Genomic DNA, 20,364 nt, shown 5'->3' with positions numbered 1-20,364 from the left:
CATCGGCGAAGCCCTGACCACTTCGCCGATGTCCCTCGCGGCTGTCCGGCAGAAGGCACGGAAGACGCTGCGAGCTATGGCCGTACAGCATGGGCTATGGAGACGGAACGGCCCGCATCGCACGGCGGAGACTTGCCCGCGCGGCGGTGAGATCGTCTTCCGCCTCGTGCAACTGGCCCTCCAGGGAGGCGATCCGATCCCTGGCCACTGATAGCTCTTGGTCCAGAGCGGTGTTCCGCCGCTCCAGCTGCTGCACTCGCTCGATCAGCTCGTTTCGGTTCACCCCGTCCAGCTCGGCACCGAGAGACAGCCGGACCCGGTTCCGGAGCCGGTCGCGTTCCTTCTTGAGGTCCTTGATCTCTTCGCGTGCCAGGGCGAGATCCGTCCGCAGCCCGGCAGGGGACACCTGTTGTGCTTCCGAAACGGTGGAGTTCTGACGTCCCTGCTCTCGCTGGGTGGTGATGCCGTCCTGAACGGCCTGGTGCACCTGGGGCTGGTTGTAGACGAACCACGTGGACACGGCCGCCTCCCGCGCCACCTGAGCGACGGTGACACGCCGTCCCGTACGGAGAAGGCCGTCTACTGCCTCAAGCGAGCGCCTGGTCTTGGCCTCACTGTCCTTGGCGCGGCTGGTGCGCAGACGCTCGACTCGCGCATCCCGGTCGTTGGAGCTGGAAGAGTCGGGGCGTTTCATTCAGGGCTCCGTGTTGTCAGCGCTTGCAAGGGGACGAAAGCCGCCGCGGAACGCGCCTTGCGCAGCTCGCGCGAAGCGGATTCGACGGCTGCCCGTTCCTCGGCGGGCATCGCTTCGAGTTTTCGCCGCATCTCGTCGGCCGACTTCGAATAGGCGCGGATCTGGTCGTCGAGATTGCGCACGACCCAGTCGGCAGCCTCCATCGCCCGGGCGGCCTCCTTGTCGGCCCGCAAGTCCGCGATCTGCTGTTCCAGGGCTGGCAGGTAGGAGGGATCGGGTCGGTAGAAGTCGCAGCCGGCGCACTGGAAGCGGATGCGACAGTGCCCACCCCCGGCCTTGACGTTGCTCGGTTCGGTGCAGCCGCCGTACGGAACCCCGACGCTCTCCACCTCATAGGCCAGAGGGTCGCTGAAGCCACGGGATGCACCGTGCCGGTCGACGGCGAGCGCCGCGACCGTTCGTATGGCCTCCTGCTTCCGGCTGAGGGAGACCTTGTAGTACCCCATGGTGACGTCCAGCGAACGGTGGTCCATGAGTTCCCGAAGGACATCGGGGCGGGTGCCCGCGTCCGCGTGACGCTGGGCGTACGCGTGTCGGAAGCCGTACGGAACGACCTGGGTGCGGTCGTGGGCAAGCGGGGCGCCGTCCTCGTCGAGTCGGTCGTCCACGAGGTCCGGGATCAGCTCGTCGACCCAGTCGCGGAAGATCCTGTTGCAGAATTGCGCGGCAGTCAGATGACCACGGCGCGGGCGGTTGCGCTGCCCTGGCGAAGGAAACAGCCACTGGGTACATCCCGGTACGGTCGGCAGCGTGTCGAGTTCCTTCTGCCAGGCTTCGACCACCTGGGCGGTGCTCTCCGAGACCGGCAGCCGACGGCCGTGCCGTCGCCGCTTGTGGTTGTCGTAGATCAGCGTCGGTTTGCCGTCGACTCGCTGAAGGCAGTCGCGGCGCAGGCTGGTGACCTCACCTGGACGTCGACCGGTGTCCCGGAGGACTGCATAGACCACCTGGTACATCCGCGTGAAGTCGGCGGCCGTCCAGCCGCCGCTCGCGTACGCCGTCGAGGTGCCCAGCAGGTCGAGGTGCGCGTCGAGCTGGGCGATGACGTGCTCGGGGATCGCACGGCCGAGGTCGTCCTCGGTCACCTCCACGGCGGCGATGGAATGGAAGCGGGGATTGAGCGCGAACCCGCCGGGCACGTGGTCCATCATCCCGGCCTGGCGTGCGTACTCCAGGAGCGTGCGCCAATGGCGGAGCAGAGCCCGGCGGTGACTGGTGGAGTAGTCGTGGCCGTCCTCGGGACGCTTGGTGATCCGGAACATGTCCACCACGGCGTTCATGTCCGCCATGGCGAGGAGCTCCGGCTCCTCCCCATGAGGCCTTTCTGCCAGGGCGGAGGATGCGATGGTCGCCGCGTAGACGGTCTGGCGAAGATCGATGACGTTGGGGCGTGCGGTACGGCCGTACTCCTTGACCAGCTCCCGCAGCCATCGCTGCCGTACCGGGCGGAAGTCGATGTCGCCGTGGACAGCGGCGTACTTGCGGCCACGCCCGGCGGTCAGTCCGATCAGGGCGCATTGCCACACGTCGCCCGAGCTCGGGTCGACGCCCTCGAACTCGACGCGGGCGCGGCGGACATGCAGGAGGATTCCGTTCAGGACACCAGCGGTTGCCGCGGGGAGCCCAGCGGGGAAGTTGGCGTCCAGGTCGAGGAGTGAGCTGAGACCGGCGGGGAGACCGGCCACGATGCGGCGTACGCGCTGGGGGCCCAGGCTGATCCCGGCGGCGTCACGCTGCTGAAGCCCGTACAGGATCTCCTGGCGAACCGCCGGGCTCGCACCGGCGAGCGAGAACTGGGAGACGCCCGGCATCGCCCCGCCCACCGAGGTGTTGGGCCTGCGGCGGGACGGAACCGGGGCGTGCGTGGTGTCGAAGTCCGCAGGGTTTCCCTGGAGGTAGCGGGCTTTTCTGCAGGCATCGCAGCGGGACCCATTGCTGGCCACATGGGTGGGACAGGCGGCCACGAAGCAGACGAACACGCTGGTCGTCGGGTTGCCGGGAGCGGCAGTGAACAGTGCCTGGTTGGGGTCCCATTCATCTGCGCGCCAGCCGGAGAGGAGACGTGCTGCGAGCCACGACGGCCACTTTGACCCGCTGGGGTCGGGAAGAACGGCAGCGGAGCGAAGGAGCGCATGGGTCATCGCCCTACCTCCAGCGGGAGGCTGTCGACGGCTGCGCGGAGATCCTCGTCCTGGGCGTGCAGGTACACGGCGGTACTTGCCGAGGAGGCGTGGCCCAGGAGGGTCTGCACGACGTCCGGAGCGACTCCGTTACGGATCCAGCGGGTGGCGGCCGTGTGCCGCATCATGTGCGGTCGGGCGCTCAAGCCACAGCGCCTCCCGATCCGTTCGATCACCTGCTTGGCGTTGGAGTACGACAGGGGACGTCCCGCGTGGATGCCGACGAGATTGACGAAGACGTAGTCGCACGCGTCCGAGCCGGCCATCTGCTCCCGCTCGGCGAGGTGCTCGCGGTATCGGTGCACCACTTCCGGCGTGAGCGGAACCATGCGATGACGCCCGGCCTTGGCCCGTGCCCCGTTGCTGTTGTCCTGCCGGGGCCTGACGTGCAGGTGTGCGCCACCGGTTCGACAGCCGAGGTGTGTGGAGTCGGGGAGCAGATGCATGTCCTCACGCCGCAGCCCGAGGACTTCACCGATGCGGAGGCCCGCCGCCACCAGGACGGTCAGCAGCAGCCGGTCACGCGCGGTACGAGCGGCATCGAGGACCTGATCCATCTGGGCGCCGGTGAGAGTCTGTGGCGCCTGCTCGATCTCCGGCGCCTTCAGTACACGGGCTTTGACCATCAGATGCTGGCCACCCTCGCCGGGGTTGAAGCCGGCCGGGGCGTGGGTGAGGAAGCGCGGCTCGCTGAGACGGGCGGCGACCTCGTGATCCACGTGGCCCTGGACGGCGCAGAAGCGGAGGAACTCGCACACCGCAGTGAGCGTGGCGTTGACCGTCTTGCCGGACGGAAGCCGCCCGTACCGGGTCGGTGTCCGCTCGATGTGGAACTTGAACAGACTCATGTCCCCGAGCCGGACGGTCCTCCAGTCGGTGCCCCGCGCCGCGCACCAGTTGAGGAAGCGACCGATTCTGGGGATGTACGCGCGCTGTGTCTGTGGTGATCGCCCGACTCCGCGCAGGTACAGGGAGAACTCGCGGGCTTCGGGATGAGGCGCGTACGTCTCCTCCTCGACCAGGAGCCAGGTGACCTCGCCGGTGGCAGGTGAGACGGCCTTCTCTGTGCGTAACGTCACGGGATCTACTTCCTGTCTCCAATGTCTCTCATGTGCCTCATGGCATGACTGATAACAGCGAGGGACAGGAATGGGTTACGCCTGTGCCTCATGTGCATCGGACTCAGGAGGGAGATAGAGATAACCCGCGACGACATACTCAAGCGCGACCTGACCGGCGTCCGCTTCACGGACGGCCACTGCAAGGTCGCCTCCGGCACCCTCACCGACGACCCGTACACCGGCACGACCGTCGCGTACGTCCGCGGGCGCAGCAAGGTCGACATCGACCATGTCGTGGCGCTCTCCGACGCCTGGCAGAAGGGCGCCGGGAAGTGGGACGCGGACACCCGCCGCCGCTTCGCCAACGACCCGCTCAACCTGCTCGCCGTCGACGCGTCGACGAACCGGCGCAAGTCCGACGGCGACGCCGCGACCTGGCTCCCGCCGAACAAGGCGTACCGCTGCACGTACGTGGCCCGGCAGGTCGCCGTGAAGAAGAAGTACGGGGTGTGGGTGACCGGGGGCGAGCGGGACGCGATGAAGCGGGTGCTCGGCGGCTGCCCGCAGCAGAAACTCCCGTAGGGAGCCGACCCGTCGGGAAAATCGTTTTGGCGGGCCGAAGATGATCTTTATCCTGCTCGCATGGACCTGAACATATCGACCCTCGCCGCACGCCCCGAGCTGGAAGGGCCGATGTGGAGCATGCTCGACCTCTGGCCCGAGTTCATGATGTACGACCCGGTCGGCTGGGCGAACATCGGCCGGATCGTGCGCGAGCTGCCGGAGTACGTCCTCGTCGCCACCGACACCGAGGGCAAGGTCGTCGCCCGCGGCTTCAGCGTCCCCTTCCGGATGGACGTCGACGGCCGCCGCGAGCTGCCGCCCCGGGGCTGGGACGAGGTGCTGCTCTGGGCCTTCTCGGACCTGCGGGCCGGCCGTGAGGCGGACACCGTCAGCGCGATCGAGATCACGGTCGACACGAGCGCACTGGGCAACGGCGTCTCGCACCGGATGCTGGCCGCCATGCGGGAGAACGTGAAGCGGCTCGGCTTCTCGGAGCTCGTCGCCCCGGTCCGTCCCAACGGCAAGCACCTGGAGGCCGGGTCCTCCATCCACGAGTACGCCTTCCGCACCCGCGAGTCCGACGGCCTGCCCGTCGACCCGTGGCTGCGGGTGCACGTCCGCGCGGGCGGTGTCATCGAGGCGGTGGCCCCGGCGTCGATGACGGTCTCCGGCTCCGTCGAGCAGTGGCGGAAGTGGACGGGCCTGCCGTTCGACACGGACGGTCCGGTCGAGGTCGACAAGGCCCTCGTCCCGGTCCACTGCGAGGTCTCGCGCGGCTACGCGGTCTACGTCGAGCCGAACGTCTGGGTGCGTCACACCATCTGACGTTCTTTCAGTCGAGGGCGGCGATGTCCTTGGCCGGCGGGGCCTTCACCTCGACCGGCCGGTCGTAGTGCGAGAACGTGATCGTCCCCGGCTCGTCGCCGCCCGTCGTGACGAGCCTCAGGATGTACGGCTCGCCCTCGGTGGCGACGTAGACGGTGTTCGTCTCGGCGCCGGCCGTGCCGCCGGCGGTGCCTCCGGCGGTGCTGTCGGCGGTGCCGTCGGCCGTGCCGCCCGGCTCCGTCAGCTTCAGCGCCTTCCGTCCGCCGACGGTGGTCTCCCCGCCCTTCGCGATGCCGCTCCCGCCCTGCTCGAACTGGGCGAGGAGCCCCTTCAGGTCGCAGAGCGCCAGCATGTCCCGGGTGTCGGGGTCGTTCACGGGCGTCTTCGTCCAGCGGCCCCTGAGCTGCGTGAGCAGCGCCTGCTGGACCTCCGGGCTCTCGCCCTTCCCCTGCGCGCGCAGGAACGACTCGTCGAAGCGCAGGTACGCGTTCTCGTCGTCGGCCTTGATCAGCTCGACCGTGCCCGTCGCGCCGACGGTCAGCGTGCCCGTGCACTTCCCCCGGGTGTCCACGGAGAGGTAGGCCTTCAGCGGCTCCCCGTCGGACATCACGTCGACGTCCAGCGTCAGGGACTTCGCCGTCTTCGTCGCCGCGACGGCCCGGTCCAGGATCTGCGGGCCGGTCGACTCCCCGAAGGGGCCCGTGGGCCCGGGCGCGGGCTTCGCGGACGCCGGGCCGCCCCCGAACGGGCCGCAGGCGGTGGCGGAGAGCGCGACGGCCGCGCAGAGAAGGCTGACGGCGAGCGGGCGGCGGCGGGGCGTGACGTGCATGGTGACGGTGTCTCCGAGGGGATGGTGCGGGGGAGTCGTACGGGGGATGGGGGCCCCGCGGGGCCCCCGGTCCGGGTGGCGGCCGCCCTGGGCGGCCGGTGGTCCTGCGTCAGCCGAGCTTCAGCTCCCACTGCGAGGCGTTGTAGTCGAAGCCGGGGTTCACCTCGACGGTCAGGTTCTTGGCGTCCTTCGGGGCGTCGAAGGCGACGGTGAGGGTGGCCTTCTTGCCGGGCAGGACGGCGCCCTGGAAGCCCGCGCCGACCTTCTCGTCGAAGATCTGCTCCGCCTCGACACCGTTGGCGCCGGCCCGCGCGCTCAGCTGGACCCCGACGGCGTCGAAGTTCTTCTTGCCGCCGTTCTCGACGACGACCGTGACCTGGTAGGCCTTGTTGCCCTTGGTGTGGCCGACCGCGTACTCGCTCGCGGTGTACGGCTTCGGGGCCGAGACCGTGACCTTGAGGTCGTCGTCGTAGACCGAGGTGTCGCCGTCCTCCAGGGCCTTCCCCTTGTCCGCCGCGCCGGCGTCACCCGACGGGGCCTCGGTCTTCTTCGGGTCCTTCGGGGCCGAGTCCTTGATGCTCTTGTCGATCTCGTCCACCGCGTCGCTGACCGCCGTGACCGTGATGATCAGGCCGACCGTCGCGAGGATCAGGGACACGAGGCCGAGGATCGCGCCGGTGAGTGTCACGCCCTTGTTGTTCGCCTCGCCCCGCTTCACGCGGCCCTTGCCGACGAGGCCCAGGACCAGGGCGATGAGGCCGAGGGTGCCGGCCAGCCAGAAGAGCAGCGGGATGAGGCCGGAGACCGTACCGATGATGCCGAGGATCAGGGCCGCGGTGCCGAGCCCGTTGCGCATGACCTGCCGCGGGGCGGCGGCCGGGACCTGGGTGTCGTACGACATGGGTGTGTCCTCCCGGACAGAGAAGCTGTCTGAAGCGATGGGTCAATCACAGCAGAGCTTGTGAACCGAGTCAACACGGTTCACGGAAAACGAGTTCGCTCACACTGTGAAGTGGTTTCGTGGACCTTCGGCAGTAAGATCGATGTCACACGAGGGCGTGCATGCGCGTGGACGAGGGCGAGTCAGGGAGATGAGTCAGGTGCCGGAGAGGGCAGCAGACGCGGGCTCGGGAGACGTGGGCTCCGGAGAGGTGACCGCCGCCGGGATCGCCCGGCTCGCCGGGGTCGGCCGGGCCGCCGTCAGCAACTGGCGCCGCCGCCATCCCGACTTCCCCAAGCCCGTGGGCGGGACGGAGGCCAGCCCCTCCTTCGCCCTCGCCGATGTCGAGCGGTGGCTCCGCGACCAGGGCAAGCTGGCCGAGGTCCCGCTGCGCGAGCGCGTCTGGCAGCAGATCGCGGGCCACCCCGCCGGCGCCGTCACCGCCCTCGTCCACGCGGGCTGCGCCCTCCTTCTCGTACGGGACCGGTCGGCGGCCTGGCCGGCGCTCGCCGCGCTCCCGGACGAGCGGCTCACGGGCGTGCTCCCCGTCGCCTTGGAGGAGACGCTGACCGAGCGCCTCGGCCCCGAGCGGGCCGTCCTCACCCCCACCTCCTCCGCGCTCGTCCCCTCCGTCCCGCTCCTGCGCGGGGTCGCCGAGCTCGCGGCGGAGACGGGCGGGGTCCGGCCCGCCTTCGAGTTCCTGCTCGGCCGGCACCTCGACGCCAACCCCCGGCAGTACACGCTGACGCCGCCCGGCCCCGCCTCCCTGATGGCCGCCCTCGCGACCGGCGTCCCGACCGGGGGCAAGGACGGCGCCGCCGGGGGTACCTCCGACGGCACTCCCGGCAGCACCCTCGACAGCACCCCCCACGGCTTCGCCGCCCCGCTCACCGTCCTCGACCCGGCCTCCGGCACCGGCGGCCTGCTCAGCGCGGTCGAGCGGCCCGGCGCGCTCAGCGGCCAGGACGCCGACCACGACCTCGCCGCGCTCACCGCGCTGCGCCTGGCCCTCGCGACCGACGCCGACATCCGTGTCCGCACCGGCGACAGCCTCCGTGCCGACGCGTTCCCGACGCTCGCCGCCGACGCCGTCCTCTGCCACCCGCCGTTCAACGAGCGCAACTGGGGCCACGACGAACTGGCCTACGACCCGCGCTGGGAGTACGGATTCCCGGCCCGTACGGAGTCCGAGCTCGCCTGGGTGCAGCACGCCCTGGCCCGCCTCCGCCCCGGCGGCACCGCCGTCCTCCTCATGCCGCCGGCCGCCGCCTCCCGCCGCTCCGGCCGCCGGATCCGCGCCGACCTGCTGCGCCGGGGCGCCCTCCGCGCGGTCGTCGCCCTCCCGGCCGGTGCCGCACCCCCGTACGGCATCCCGCTCCACCTCTGGGTCCTGCGCAAGCCCGTACCCGGCGAGCGCCCCGCCGCCGAACTGCTCCTCGTCGACACCGCGTCCGAGCACACCGGCCAGGGCCGCGACGGCCAGGGCAGGGACGGCAGGGACAGCAGGGACCGGCTCGACTGGCCGGCCGTCCACGCGGCCGTACTGGACGCCTGGACGGCCTTCGACCGGGACGGGACCGTCGTCCCGACGCCCGGGGAGAGCCGCGCCGTCCCCGTCATCGAGCTCCTCGACGACGACGTCGACCTCGCCCCCGCCCGTCATCTGCCGCCCCCGGCCGCCGCCGAGGGAGCGACCCAACTGGCCCTGGTCCGCGAGCGTCTCGCCGAGACCCTGCACCGGACCCGCGAGCTGACGCCGCCGCCCGTGACCGGCCCGGCCGCGGCGGCCGGCGCCACGGCGGGACCCCTCACGGCCACGGCCGGCACGACCACCGTCGGTGAACTCGCGCGCGCCGGGGCCCTGACCCTGCACGCGGGCGGCGCGGGAACGGCCCCGGCCGGCACCCCCGTCGCGGTCCTCACCGACCACGACGTCCTCGCCGCCCAGCAGCCCTCCGGCACGCTCCCCGACGGCCCGCCCGAGGAACCGGTCCTCCTCGCCGCCGGTGACGTCGTCGTCCCGGTCCTCGGCGGCGGCGCGGCCGTCCGGGTCGTCGACGCCCACGCCGAGGGCGCCGCCCTGGGCCGGAACCTCCAGCTCCTGCGCCCCGACCCGGCGGCCCTCGACCCGTGGTTCCTGGCCGGATTCCTCCGGGCCACCGCCAACACCCGGCAGGCCAGCAGCTACGCCTCCACCGCGACCCGGCTCGACGTGCGCCGCCTCCAGCTGCCGCGCCTGCCCCTGGCCGAACAGCGCCGGTTCGGCGAGCGGTTCCGCGCCCTCGCGGAGTTCGAGGAGAGCCTGCGGCAGGCCTCGCGGCTCGGCGAGCAGCTCGTGCAGGGCCTGTACGACGGCCTGGCGGACGGCACGGTCGCGCCCTGATCCGGTTCGACAACGGTTCCGGACAACCCGGAACCGTTGTCGGCGACGGTGTATACGCTCGTACTCGACCCGATCCGTTCGAGCAGGAGCAGCAGCCGATGTACGGCCCCCCGCAGGCCCCGCAGCCGTCGCCGACGCCGCCAGGCCCCGCCTCCGGCGGCCTGATCGCGCTGCGCGTCCTCTTCGTCGCGCTCCCGCTGCTCAGCTGCGGCTTCCTGGCCTGGGCGCCGATGCTGCGGCTCGCGATCCTCACGGGCAAGGTGCGGGACTGGGTGTTCTGCGGCCTGACCTTCGTCGTGGCCACCGCGCTCTTCGTGTACATGGGCGTCACGGGCGAGAAGGAGAGCAGCGACCTGGAGGCCTTCGTCGGGGTGGGCACGATCCTGGCGCTGGGGGCGGGTTCGATCGCCTACTACCTGGTCGGGGAGATCCGGCACCACGACCGCCGCCGCGCGATGCCGCTGCCGGGTCCGGTGCCGCCCCCGTACCGGCCGCTCGGGTACGTGTACGGGCCGGACGGAGCCCCCGTCACGACGACACCGAGCGGGGGCCCGGCTCCGTACATCTGCGCCCCTCCGGCCCCGGCCCAGCCGCAGCCGCCCACCGCGCCGCGCATCGATCAGGTCCGTGCCGAGCTCGACGAGCTGAGCGATCTGCTGCGCAAGGACGGACGGGAAGGCGAAGGCAGCAGGTGAACGGACGTGTCATCGGCGGGCGTTACGAGCTCGCCACCGTCATCGGGCAGGGCGGCATGGGCCAGGTCTGGACGGCGTACGACGGGCGGCTCGACCGCCGGGTCGCGGTGAAGCTGCTGCGCCCCGCCGGGATCGTCGGGCCCGCGACCGCCGCCGGCGAGCTGCGGCGCCGGTTCGTGCGAGAGTGCCGGGTCACGGCGCAGGTCGACCACCCGGGCCTGGTCACCGTGCACGACGCCGGCAGCGACGGCGAGGACCTGTACCTCGTCATGCAGTACGTGGACGGCGCGGACCTCGCCGACCACCTGGCCGAGAACGACCCGTACCCCTGGGCGTGGGCCGTCTGTGTCGCCGCGCAGCTGTGCGCGGTCCTCGCCGCCGTCCACGCGGTGCCGATCGTGCACCGCGACCTCAAGCCGCGGAACGTCATGGTCCGCCCCGACGGCACCATGACCGTCCTCGACCTGGGTGTCGCCTCCGTCCTGGACACGGACACCACCCGTCTCACCCACACCGGTTCCCCCATCGGCAGCCCGGCGTACATGGCGCCCGAGCAGGCCATGGGCGGCGCCGTCGGCCCGTACACCGATCTGTACGCGCTCGGCGCGCTCCTCCACGAACTCCTCAGCGGGGACGTGCCGTTCTCCGGTTCGACCGCGCTCGGCGTGCTGCACCGGCACCTGTACGAGCCGCCGCGCCCGATCCGCCAACTCCGCCCCGAGGTCCCCGAGGTGCTCGAAGCGCTCGTGCTGCGCCTCCTCGCGAAGGACCCGCGCGACCGGCCGTCGGGCGCGCAGGAGGTGTACGAGCACCTCCTTCCGCTGCTGCCGGCGCGCGGCGCCCCGGCGGGCCCGATGGACCCGACCCGCCCGTTCCTGCGCCCGCACGCGCCGTGGCCGGACCGGAGTGCGCCGACGGTGGCGGCGACCCCGGCTCCCGTCCCCGTACCGCCCCTGCCCCCGTCCCCACCCGCCGATCCCCGGATGTACGCGACGCCGCCGCCACCGACGCCGCCCAAGCCCGACGTCGCCGCCGTCGTCGACGAGGTCAAGCGGCTGCTCGGGGAGGGCTCGCTGACGCAGGCCGTGGACCTGCTCGGCGGCATCCTGCCCGCCGCCGCCGCGGAGCACGGCGAGCGGTCGCCGGTCGTCCGCATCCTGCGCAAGCAGTACGCGTCGACGCTGATGGACGACGGCCAGTACCGTCGCGCGCTGCCGGAGCTGCGCCGCCTCGCGGAGGACCGCGCGGCGGAGGCGGGCCCGGCGGACCCGCAGACGCTCCAGTTCCGGTACGACGCGGCGGTGTGCCTGGAGCAGCTGGGCGAAACGGCGGCCGCGCTCGCGGAGTTCCGCGCGGTCCTGCCGTTCTACGAGCAGGGCACCGATCCTGCCCGGGCCTTCGACATCCGGCACCGGACGGGGCTGCTGCACCTGGCGACGGGGGAGCACACGGCCGGACAGGCGGAGCTCCAGCGGCTGTTGTTCGACGCGGAGCGCGCGTACGGCCCGTATCACCCGCTTCCTGCGGACTTGCGCAGGGCTCTGGAGCACCAACGGCAGCTGGGACCGCGATCCTGACGTTGTACCAGGGTCACGACTCGGCATCTGATCCGGAAGTGGATCTTCGTGATCCGTTTTGCCTGTTTTGGCGGATGTAACGTTCGCGTCTGATCATGTCCGCGTCCCCCAAGGAATCCTCAATGACGACGCCGCCCGCGCCCTTCACTCCCGAGCAGCAGCCCGCCGCCTTCGGCGCCCCCGAGGCCCCCGCGGCCCCCTCGAAGGGCAAGAAGATCCTCAAGAAGGTCGGCGGCGTCCTCGTCGCGATCGTGGCCGTCCTCGCGTGGAAGCTCGGCGTCCCGTACCTCACGGGTGAGGCGCCGGTGCACGCCGAGGCGGGCGAGTGCGTCACCGTGACCGGCCCCGACAACGACCCGAAGGTCGACACCGTCGACTGCGGCTCCGGCAAGGCCGACATGTTCAAGGTCGCCAAGGTCATCGACGACACCTTCGACGTGAACGCGTGCGGCGAGGGCTTCGCGGCGCTCGCGCAGCAGCTGGAGTCGGACAAGTTCGTGCTCTGCATGACGCCGGTCACCGCGAAGTAGTCCCGCGGACGCGACGTTCGGAGAAGGGCCGGAACCCCACGGGGTTCCGGCCCTTCTCGCGTCCTGCGCTCCGGCCGTCAGGCGTGGGAGGCCGGGGACATCTCCCACGGCGCCTGCGGCAGGACCTCGCCGGTTTCGAGCAGCGACTTGAGGTTGGAGAGCACGGCCGGCCAGCCGCGCGAGATCCCGTTGAGCATCTCCGTGTTGGGGAGGTTCTCGTGGGTCACGGTGAGCCGGACGATGTCCTCGTGCGGTTCGGCGAGGAAGGTCACCACCGAGGGCCCTTGCGGCTTCTCGGTGTCGACCGAGTCGTCGAAGGTGATGACCAGGCGGTTCGGCGGCTCGGCCTCGATCACACGGCCGACGACGTCGACGGCGCCCGACCCGTCGACGCGCCGGTGCTCCCAGTCCGAGCCCGGCTTCCAGTCCGAGACGTTGGCGTGCGCCCAGTAGCGCGCGGTCAGGTCGGCGTCGGTCAGCGCCTGCCACACCTGGTCGGCGCTGGCGCGGATGTAGGTGACGTAGACGTAGGTGGGCACGGGCGTGGGCGTGACGGTATCGGTCGTCATGGCGTACTCCTCTGCCTGGTGCTTGATGCTGCTGAGGGTGAGCAGGCGGGGCCTGTCGAACCCGGCGATCCAGCGCTCCTCGATCTCGTGGATCGGTGCGGGGTTGAGGTAGTGGAGCCGTTCGCGTCCGCGTCGTACGACGGTGACGAGTCCGGCCTGGCCGAGGACGTCGAGATGCTGGGTCGCCGACTGGCGCGCCATGTCCAGGTGCTCGCACAGGTCGCGGAGCGTCTGGCCGTTGTGCTCGCGCAGACGGTCGAGGAGGAGTCGTCGGGTGGGGTCGGCCAGCGCTTTGAAGACCGCGTCCACCGCTCTCGCTTCGAGGGCCATGATTCGATTATGCAGGTAGTTACCTGCATATCGTCAAGCGCGGCAGAACGGCCGGAAACCGCGTGTCCCCGCGCGCTTCCCCGCGCAGCCCCCTTGGCTCGCCCGCGGGCGAGGCCTACCGTCGGCCGGATGGGACATCCCTCTGATGCGATCCAGCTCAACCACACCATCGTCCGTTCCTACGACCGCGCCCTCTCCGCCCACTTCCTCGCGGACATCCTCGGCCTGGAGGTCGGCGCCCCCTTCGGCCCGTTCCTCCCCGTCGACCTCACCAACGGCGTGACCCTCGACTACTGCGAGTCGAAGGACGCCCCGATCCAGTCGCAGCACTTCGCGTTCCTCGTCCCCGAGGAGCGCTTCGACGCGATGATCGACCGCCTGGAGGCGGCCGGCGTGACGTACTACGCCGACCCCGGCCACACGGCACCGGGCAAGGTGAACGACCTCTTCGGCGGCCGGGGCGCGTACTTCGACGACCCGGACGGCCACAACATGGAGATCATGACGAGGCCGTACGCGCGGTAGCGGCGGTAGCGGGTGCGGGTGCGGGCGCGGGTACGCGGAAGGGCCGGGCCGCGGAATTCCGCGACCCGGCCCGCGTTCTCGTAGCTCCAGCTGGTCATACTGCGGGGCGCATGGCTCGCGCCGCTCAGCGTGTGCGGCTTCGGGGTGGGCGCTCCACCGGGGCGTGAGGGGGCGCGACGCGGTCGCTCACGACATCCCTTAAGTACCCCGGCAATTACCCACCCCACCCTTCCCATCCCCCCGGTGGTTACCTTGAGGAGGGGCGTCACCCACACGAGCGAACTCTGCCAACTGGGCTGGATCTGAGGCCGGTTGCCTGGCATATGCTCGCGGCGACCCCAACTGAAAACAGTTCGGCCCCCGCCCGGGACTCGCAATCCCGATCGAGGGCCTGACCACGAGGAAGAAGACGCTTCCCCATGGATACCCGGCACTTTAGCGCGCCCGTTTCTCGCGGGGGCGTCATCCACGTCAACGTCCCCCATACGACGGACTACGTCGTCGTCGGCAACCACCTCGCGCAGAACCACGGCCTCTCGTTCAGGGCCAGGGGCCTGGGTGCGTACATCCAGTCGCTGCCCGCCGGTCGGAAGATCGGCATCAAGACGCTGGCGAGTGTGGCCAAGGAGGGCGAGATCAGCATCGCCGCCGCCCTCCGCGAGCTGGAGGCCGCCGGCTACGTGAAGCGGATCCGCGTACGGCTCCCCGGCGGCCGGATCGTGACGGAGACGTACTCGTACAACAACCCGGGCGCACTGCGGGACCCGGACCCGGACCCGGACCTTGACCCGGACCCAGAGGGCGCCCCCGAACCCGAACCCGAGCCCGAGCCCGCACCGGCCCCGGCCCCGGCACCCGCACCCGCACCTCACGGGACCGTGCGGCTCCCCAAGGGCCCGGCCGCCGACCTCCTCGCGGGCCTGCGCCGCACCGACCCCCGCCTGCTGCTCTCCGTACGGGACATCGCGAAACTGGCCCCGGCCGTGGACGCCTGGTTCGCCCGGGGCGCGACCCCGGAGGCCGTGACCCGCACGCTGACGGCCACCCTCCCCGCGACCCTCCAGCGCCCGGCGGGCCTGCTCGCCCACCGCCTGACCACGCTCCTCCCGCCACCCGTACCGGACCGGCCCCGCGCGCCCGCCCCGCACCCCATCCAGTTCTGCGTGACCTGCGACGAGACGGCCTTCCGCGCCCCGCAGCCAGGCCAGTGCCCGGACTGCGCCGCCCTGTCGAGGGGGCGTGCGGCGTGACCGGCGCGGGTATGCTGGCATACATGAAGCGGACGACGATCAAGATCGACGAATCGCTGGACGCCCGAATGCGTCACGAGGCCGCACGGCGAGGCATGACCGTCTCGGAGTGGACGCGCGAGGCCATCGCCGCGCACCTGCCCGGTGACGAGCGGGGAGACACGGCTGTGCGACGCCGGTTCCACTCCACCGCGTCGGGGGCCAGTGGACGCAGTGACATCGCGGAGCGCATGGAGGAACTGTTGGCCGGACTGGCCGACGGGCGGGACCTCATCGCCGAGGAAGAGGGCGAGGCCGCGCGCGACGCGCGGCGACGCACCACATGAGTGCACTGATCGTCGACGCCGGTCCGCTCTACGCCCTGCACGACGGGGACGACGCGTGGCACCACCGCTGCGTCCGCCTCCTGGAGACGCACCCGGGCCCGCTCGTCGTTCCCACGCTCGTCATCGCCGAAGTGGCCCACCTCCTCGGACGGCGGCTCGGGGCCCGCTCCGAACTCCTCCTCGCCCAGGACTTCGCCGAAGGCCTCTTCACGGTGGAACCGGTACACCCGGGGGACTGGCTCAGGATCGCCGAGCTGACAGCCCGGTACGCGAGCTTTCCGCTCGGCCTCGTGGACGCGTCCGTCATCGCCTGCGCGGAGCGCCTCGGCGTGCGGGAGGTCGCCACCGTGGACCGCCGCCACTTCGGTGCCGTCCGCCCCGCGCACGCCGAGGCCTTCACGCTCCTGCCCTGACCTGCGGCGCGTGGTTCTGGAAGCACGGTCCCTGCTCCGGCGCCCTCTCGCCCAGGAGCACCCGTAGCGCCCGCACGTGCGAGCATGCTCCGGTGCGTGAACTGAGTGAGTTGATCGAGGTGGAGGACCCGGCGTGGCCGGTTCTCGGTGGGGAGCTGCGGGACGCGGCCGTGCCCGTCGAGGTGCTGGACGCCGACGCGGAGCGCGCCGCCGCCGCGCTGGTGCAGACGCAGGTGACCGTGCGGTCGTTCCTGGGGGCGTTCGTGCTGCACAGCGGCGGGGCGTTCGTCGACGACGGCTGGCTGCGGGTGTACGGGAGCCCGGCCGCCGACAACGACCGGCGGCTGCCCTCGCTCGCGCGGGTCAACGGCTACCCGCCCGTGACGATCCCCGACTGGCGGCCCCGGGCCGGGCTCGTCGTGGCGCACGACGTGCTGGGCGGGGTGTTCGTCATCCAGGGCGGACCGGCCGATCAGGTCGGGCTTCCGGGGCAGCCCGGGGAGATGGTCTACTTCGCGCCGGACTCGCTCCGGTGGGACGCGCTGGGCGCCGGGTACGGGGCCTGGCTGTCATGGATGCTCGCCGGCGGCACGGAGGAGTTCTACGAGGGACTCCGCTGGCCCGGCTGGCGCGACGAGGTCCGTGAACTGGACGGCGACCGGGGGCTCACGCTCTACCCGCCGCTGTGGTCCGCCGAGGCGCACCAGGACCTGGCGGCGACGAGCCGGCGGATCGTGGAGATGGCGGAGCTGCTGGATTTCGAGAAGGACATGAGCGTGCAGTTCGACGAGGCCGACCCCGGATTCCTGGGGGCGCTGTGAGGGAGACGGTCACACGGACCGAGCGGCTCGATCTGGTGCCGCTGGCCGTCGCGCACGCGGAGGAGATGGCCGGGGTCCTGGGCGATCCCGCCCTGCACGTGTTCATCGGCGGCGAGCCGCTGCCCGCGCCCGAACTGCGTGCCCGGTACGAGCGGCTGGCCGCCGGGTCGCCGGACCCCTCGGTCGTCTGGTGCAACTGGGTCGTGCGGCTGCGCGACGAGGACCGGCTCACCGGGACCGTACAGGCGACGGTCACCGACGGCGGGCGGGTCGCGGAGATCGCGTGGGTCGTCGGCACGGACTGGCAGGGCCGGGGGATCGCCCGCGAGGCGGCCCGGGGGCTCGTGGAGCTGCTCGCGGCCGGGGGCGTACGGACGGTGCTCGCGCACGTCCACCCCGAGCACGCGGCCTCGGGCGCGGTCGCCCGCGCGGCCGGCCTCGCCCCGACGGAGGAGTGGGAGGACGGGGAGGTCCGCTGGCGCCTGGACCTCCCCTGACGGCCGTAGCGGGCCGCCGCCCCGCCCGGCGGCGTCAGCCGTCGTACGCGCCGCCGCTGCCGCCCCACACCGTGGCGATCAGGGAGTCCGCCGCCTCGGCGTCGCCGGCCAGGCGGCCCGCCTCGCGGACCTGCTCGGCGTCCACGGCCCCGGACTTGGCCATCTCGATCGCCTCGTGGACGCCGTCCCCGTCGCCGTGCGCGAGCATCGCGAAGAACCAGCGGACCGCCTGCACCGGGTCCGGCTCGGTGCCGAAGCCGTCGCGGTACCAGCAGGCGGCGGCCTGCATCGCGCCGGTGTGACCGCGCTCGGCCGCCCAGAGGTACCAGGTCAGCGCCTCCTCGTCCCGGTCCAGCTCCGACAGCCGGTCGGCGAGGAGCGCGCCGGCGATGTCGACGCCCTCCCGGGTGGCCGTCTCCAGAAGGCGCATGGACTCGTCCGGGTCGTCGACGAGCTGGGCGAGATTGAGGCAGGCGTACGCGTCCCCGGCCTGCGCGGCCGCCCGGAACAGCTCGGTGGCGAGGCCGTCGTCCTCCTCGACACCGATCCCTCCGAGCAGCATGTACCCGTATGTGCGCTGCCCCGCCGGATGCCCGGCCTCGGCCGCCGCCCGGGCGTACCGCACGGCGTCGGAGAGCGCCGACTCGTCGAAGTACTCCAGGTAGATCCCGGCCAGCAGCGCGGCGGCCTCCGCTGACCCCGCGTCGGCCAGGGGCACGAGCCCGACGGTCACCTGCGTCGCCAGCTCGGCCCCTTCGGCACTGCCCTCCATCGCGGCCCGCACGAACGCGTGTCCCGCGGCCACCCAGTCCCCGGCCTCGACGGCCTTCCGTCCCTCGTCCAGATGCATGCGACGACCTTACGGCCGACCCCGGGAACGTCTGAGGGCGGCCAGACGCCAGAGCAGGAGACCCGTCAGCGCCGCCGCCCCTCCCGCCAGGCCCGCCCGCAGTCCCGGCGGGCGGAACACGCAGTCGACCGTCCCCGACGCGGCCGGGACGGCGAGGAGACCGCCGTACGAGGTCGTCCGTTCCGTCCCGGTGGTCGCGCAGTGCCAGCCCGCGATGCGGGGGGTCGCCATGACGACCGTGCCCGAGGACGCGGGGACCGTCGCGGTGATGCGGTTCGGGGTGGGGGTGATCGCCGTGGCGGAAGCGGTGCGGAGGGACCGCACCGCCGCCCGTAGCCGCTCGTGGTCCAGGCAGCCGACCTCGGCTCCCCGCCCTCCGCCCGGCACCTCCACCCGCGTGCCCGCCGTCCGCTGGACTCCCAGCGAGGTCATGGCCGCGCTGCGCTTCGGCCGGCCGCCCAGCAGGTCGGCCGTGCGCGTGCCCAGGCGGGCCCGGCCGCTCGCGTCCGGGGCCCAGAGGAAGACCTCGGTGCCGACCCGGCAGGCGCCCGCGCGCGGAGCCTCGTACACCCGGGCTCCCAGCAGGAGTTCCTGGTTGCGGAAGGGGGACGGGCCGTAGGCCGGGGGCGGGCCCGGCGGGCGCACCGTCACCAGCGGGAGGTACGTCTCCGTGCGGACGACGTCGCCGTCACGCCAGCGCGCCCCCACCCCGAACACCGCGTCCGTCACCGGATTGTCCAGGCTCAGCAGGTTCCGGCCCCGCGAGGTCCAGCCGCCGCCGAGCGCCGTCAGCGTCTCCGTGAGGACCGCCGGGGTGTGGCTGCTGTAGTACGCCGCGCCCTGACCGCCCAGGAGCAGCGGGTCGTTCCCGGCGAACCGGGGGAGGCCCGTGTCCGTGCGGTACGCGGGCCAGCCGTCGGCCGCCGCCAGGGCCGCCGCCCGGCGCTGCTGCTCCGGACCCAGCGGCGGGTAGTCGTCGAGCCGGGTCAGCCGCTCCCGGTCCGCGTAGGCCGTCGTCGCCGCCGCCTGCCCGACGAGCGTGCCCGTGACCAGGAGCGCGGCGAGCACCCCGTACCGGCCCCGGCGGGGGAGGAGCAGCGCCCCCGCCACCGCCGCGAGGCCCGCGCCCGCGAGCAGCAGCGCCCAGCGGGTGACGACCGGGCTCGGCAGCGCGCCCGCCGCGAGGGCCACGACCACGCCCGCGCCGCCGAGCAGCGCCCGGCGGTCCGGAAGGCCGTGGGAGAGGGCCGTCCAGGCGGCGAGGACGAGGACGCCGGAGAGGACGAAGGTCTGCCGGTACGGGCTGCCGTTCGGGGTGGCGAAGACATGCCAGACGAGATGGGTGGGGCCCCACTGCATCGACAGCGCGACCGCGGCGCACAGGGCCGGCCACAGCCACCGCTCACGGCCCGGGACGTCCCGGCGGAAGAGCAGCGTCCCCGCGAGCAGCGGCACCGCCGTGCAGACGAAGGCCGCCGGGGTCGCGAAGCTGTACGTCGCCGGGAGCAGCCGCGCGAGCACGTCCGTGCCGGCCGCCGGGTCGAACTCCCTGACCACGCCGGGGTACGCGTGACGCGAGCCGAGGAAGACGGGGACGAGGACGGGGGCCGCGAGGCCGATCCCGAGCGCCGTCGTCGCCGCCGCCCGGAGCAGCGTCCGGAGCGACGTGCGGAGCGGCGTCCGACCCAGGGAGGCGTCCGTCGTCGCCAGCCGGACCAGGAGCACGAGGGCCGCGCCGAGCGTCGCCATGTACGCCGTGTAGAAGTTCGCCAGCCAGCAGACCGCCACCACCAGCGGCCCCAGGAGCGGCCTGCGGCCCTCCCGTACCCACTCGCCGACCAGACAGAGCAGCGGGAACGCGATCAGGCCGTCCAGCCACATCGGGTTGTACGTGCCCTCCGCGAGCGACCAGCCGCACAGCGCGTACGCCGCGCCGAGGACGGACGCCCACCACCAGGTGCCACCGCCCAGGCGGCGCAGCAGGAACGTCATCGCGGCCGCCGCGACCGCCGTCTTCAGGACGGTGACCGCGTACACCGCGTACTCGATGTCCGTACGGGGGAAGAGGGCGACCAGCGGGGCGAAGGGGCTCGACAGGTAGGTGCCGTAGTCCGGGAGGAAGCTCGTGCCCCAGCCCGCCCGCCAGTCCAGCAGCAGCCCGCCGTCCGCGCGGCCCCGCAGCAGGTCCCAGAGGTGCGCGTGGAACGGCACGAACTGGTTCGCGAGGTCGTTGACGGCCCGGTGGCGCGGCCCGAAGGGGAAGACGCGGGCGACGGCGTCCCCGGCGCAGACGGCGGCCGTCGTGAGGAGGGCCGCGAGCGAAAGGGAGCGGGTGGTGTTCGGCATGACGGGTCGAATATGCCAGCGCCCACCCGGGAAGGGCCCGGCCCGGCGGGCCAGTTCACGCGATGGTCGCCTGCCCGTCATCCGCGCGGACCGGCCGGG

The 20,364-nt window shown here is 72.4% G+C and carries 19 protein-coding genes and 1 pseudogene; 12 read left to right on the top strand and 8 right to left on the bottom strand.

Annotation, left to right across the window (positions count from 1 at the left end):
* Positions 1–94: 94 nt before the first annotated feature.
* Genes ACFC0G_RS14530 through ACFC0G_RS14520 form a run of 3 tightly spaced genes read right to left on the bottom strand, consistent with a single transcriptional unit; the run spans position 95 to position 4,013 of the window.
* Positions 95–694: a DUF6262 family protein gene (locus ACFC0G_RS14530; protein ID WP_376402544.1), complete on the bottom strand. Its 600-nt coding sequence runs from the start codon at positions 692–694 to the stop codon at positions 95–97.
* Entirely contained in the window at positions 691–2,895 is a 2,205-nt protein-coding gene (locus ACFC0G_RS14525; RefSeq protein ID WP_376402541.1) for a tyrosine-type recombinase/integrase, read from the bottom strand. Before ACFC0G_RS14525 ends, ACFC0G_RS14530 begins: the two co-directional genes overlap by 4 nt.
* Positions 2,892–4,013 carry a tyrosine-type recombinase/integrase gene (locus ACFC0G_RS14520; RefSeq protein WP_376402538.1) on the bottom strand — a complete coding sequence of 374 codons (1,122 nt, stop codon included), beginning with the start codon at positions 4,011–4,013 and terminating at the stop codon, positions 2,892–2,894. The genes ACFC0G_RS14525 and ACFC0G_RS14520 overlap by 4 nt, the downstream gene beginning before the upstream one ends.
* Before the next feature lie 123 nt (positions 4,014–4,136).
* Here ACFC0G_RS14520 and ACFC0G_RS14515 point away from each other — a divergent pair.
* Both ACFC0G_RS14515 and ACFC0G_RS14510 read left to right on the top strand, forming a co-directional pair.
* Positions 4,137–4,577, top strand: a pseudogene (locus ACFC0G_RS14515) (HNH endonuclease family protein); the annotation flags it as partial.
* A gap of 60 nt (positions 4,578–4,637) precedes the next feature.
* Positions 4,638–5,384: an N-acetyltransferase gene (locus ACFC0G_RS14510; protein WP_376402536.1), complete on the top strand. Its 747-nt coding sequence runs from the start codon at positions 4,638–4,640 to the stop codon at positions 5,382–5,384.
* Between the two features lie 7 nt (positions 5,385–5,391).
* Here the strand turns inward: ACFC0G_RS14510 and ACFC0G_RS14505 are convergent, their stop codons facing one another.
* Positions 5,392–6,213 carry a hypothetical protein gene (locus ACFC0G_RS14505; protein ID WP_376402533.1) on the bottom strand — a complete coding sequence of 274 codons (822 nt, stop codon included), beginning with the start codon at positions 6,211–6,213 and terminating at the stop codon, positions 5,392–5,394.
* Between the two features lie 109 nt (positions 6,214–6,322).
* Positions 6,323–7,114, bottom strand: coding sequence for a DUF4190 domain-containing protein (locus ACFC0G_RS14500; RefSeq protein WP_376402530.1), 792 nt, complete (start codon positions 7,112–7,114; stop codon positions 6,323–6,325).
* A 190-nt stretch (positions 7,115–7,304) separates the two neighbouring features.
* Between ACFC0G_RS14500 and ACFC0G_RS14495 the strand changes: the two genes are divergently transcribed.
* The 4 genes from ACFC0G_RS14495 to ACFC0G_RS14480 all read left to right on the top strand — a co-directional run bounded on the left by ACFC0G_RS14495 (position 7,305) and on the right by ACFC0G_RS14480 (position 12,338).
* On the top strand, positions 7,305–9,536 hold the full coding sequence (locus tag ACFC0G_RS14495; protein WP_376402527.1) for an N-6 DNA methylase: 2,232 nt from the start codon (positions 7,305–7,307) through the stop codon (positions 9,534–9,536).
* Between the two features lie 98 nt (positions 9,537–9,634).
* The gene (locus ACFC0G_RS14490) at positions 9,635–10,231 is read left to right on the top strand and encodes a hypothetical protein (protein ID WP_376402524.1); all 597 of its coding nucleotides are present in this window, start codon (positions 9,635–9,637) and stop codon (positions 10,229–10,231) included.
* Positions 10,228–11,808: a protein kinase gene (locus tag ACFC0G_RS14485; protein WP_376402521.1), complete on the top strand. Its 1,581-nt coding sequence runs from the start codon at positions 10,228–10,230 to the stop codon at positions 11,806–11,808. Before ACFC0G_RS14490 ends, ACFC0G_RS14485 begins: the two co-directional genes overlap by 4 nt.
* A gap of 122 nt (positions 11,809–11,930) precedes the next feature.
* A complete protein-coding gene (locus ACFC0G_RS14480; protein ID WP_376402519.1) occupies positions 11,931–12,338 on the top strand; it encodes a hypothetical protein in 408 nt (135 codons plus the stop codon).
* Positions 12,339–12,415: 77 nt separating this feature from the next.
* Here the strand turns inward: ACFC0G_RS14480 and ACFC0G_RS14475 are convergent, their stop codons facing one another.
* A complete protein-coding gene (locus ACFC0G_RS14475; RefSeq protein WP_376403290.1) occupies positions 12,416–13,216 on the bottom strand; it encodes an ArsR/SmtB family transcription factor in 801 nt (266 codons plus the stop codon).
* A 150-nt stretch (positions 13,217–13,366) separates the two neighbouring features.
* On the opposite strand from ACFC0G_RS14475, the gene ACFC0G_RS14470 reads away from it, so the two are divergent.
* The 6 genes from ACFC0G_RS14470 (at position 13,367) to ACFC0G_RS14445 (ending at position 17,069) form a co-directional block, all read left to right on the top strand.
* On the top strand, positions 13,367–13,762 hold the full coding sequence (locus ACFC0G_RS14470) for a VOC family protein (protein WP_376402516.1): 396 nt from the start codon (positions 13,367–13,369) through the stop codon (positions 13,760–13,762).
* A gap of 419 nt (positions 13,763–14,181) precedes the next feature.
* Entirely contained in the window at positions 14,182–15,012 is an 831-nt protein-coding gene (locus tag ACFC0G_RS14465) for a helix-turn-helix domain-containing protein (RefSeq protein ID WP_376402513.1), read from the top strand.
* 23 nt (positions 15,013–15,035) lie between these two features.
* Entirely contained in the window at positions 15,036–15,338 is a 303-nt protein-coding gene (locus ACFC0G_RS14460; protein ID WP_376402510.1) for a CopG family transcriptional regulator, read from the top strand.
* Positions 15,335–15,751, top strand: a complete 417-nt coding sequence (locus ACFC0G_RS14455; protein ID WP_376402507.1) for a type II toxin-antitoxin system VapC family toxin — start codon at positions 15,335–15,337, stop codon at positions 15,749–15,751. Before ACFC0G_RS14460 ends, ACFC0G_RS14455 begins: the two co-directional genes overlap by 4 nt.
* A gap of 92 nt (positions 15,752–15,843) precedes the next feature.
* The gene (locus ACFC0G_RS14450) at positions 15,844–16,572 is read left to right on the top strand and encodes a DUF2625 domain-containing protein (protein ID WP_376402504.1); all 729 of its coding nucleotides are present in this window, start codon (positions 15,844–15,846) and stop codon (positions 16,570–16,572) included.
* The gene (locus ACFC0G_RS14445) at positions 16,569–17,069 is read left to right on the top strand and encodes a GNAT family N-acetyltransferase (RefSeq protein WP_376402501.1); all 501 of its coding nucleotides are present in this window, start codon (positions 16,569–16,571) and stop codon (positions 17,067–17,069) included. The genes ACFC0G_RS14450 and ACFC0G_RS14445 overlap by 4 nt, the downstream gene beginning before the upstream one ends.
* A 34-nt stretch (positions 17,070–17,103) precedes the next feature.
* On the opposite strand, the gene ACFC0G_RS14440 is transcribed toward ACFC0G_RS14445, so the two are convergent.
* Positions 17,104–17,919: a tetratricopeptide repeat protein gene (locus ACFC0G_RS14440; RefSeq protein ID WP_376402499.1), complete on the bottom strand. Its 816-nt coding sequence runs from the start codon at positions 17,917–17,919 to the stop codon at positions 17,104–17,106.
* Between the two features lie 9 nt (positions 17,920–17,928).
* Positions 17,929–20,265: a YfhO family protein gene (locus ACFC0G_RS14435; RefSeq protein ID WP_376402496.1), complete on the bottom strand. Its 2,337-nt coding sequence runs from the start codon at positions 20,263–20,265 to the stop codon at positions 17,929–17,931.
* Positions 20,266–20,364 lie beyond the last annotated feature (99 nt).

This window comes from Streptomyces sp. NPDC056169, from assembly GCF_042268445.1.
Taxonomy (GTDB): Bacteria; Actinomycetota; Actinomycetes; order Streptomycetales; family Streptomycetaceae; genus Streptomyces.
Note: the sequence above shows the minus strand (reverse complement) of the source record. Positions and strands in the feature narration are given on the sequence as shown.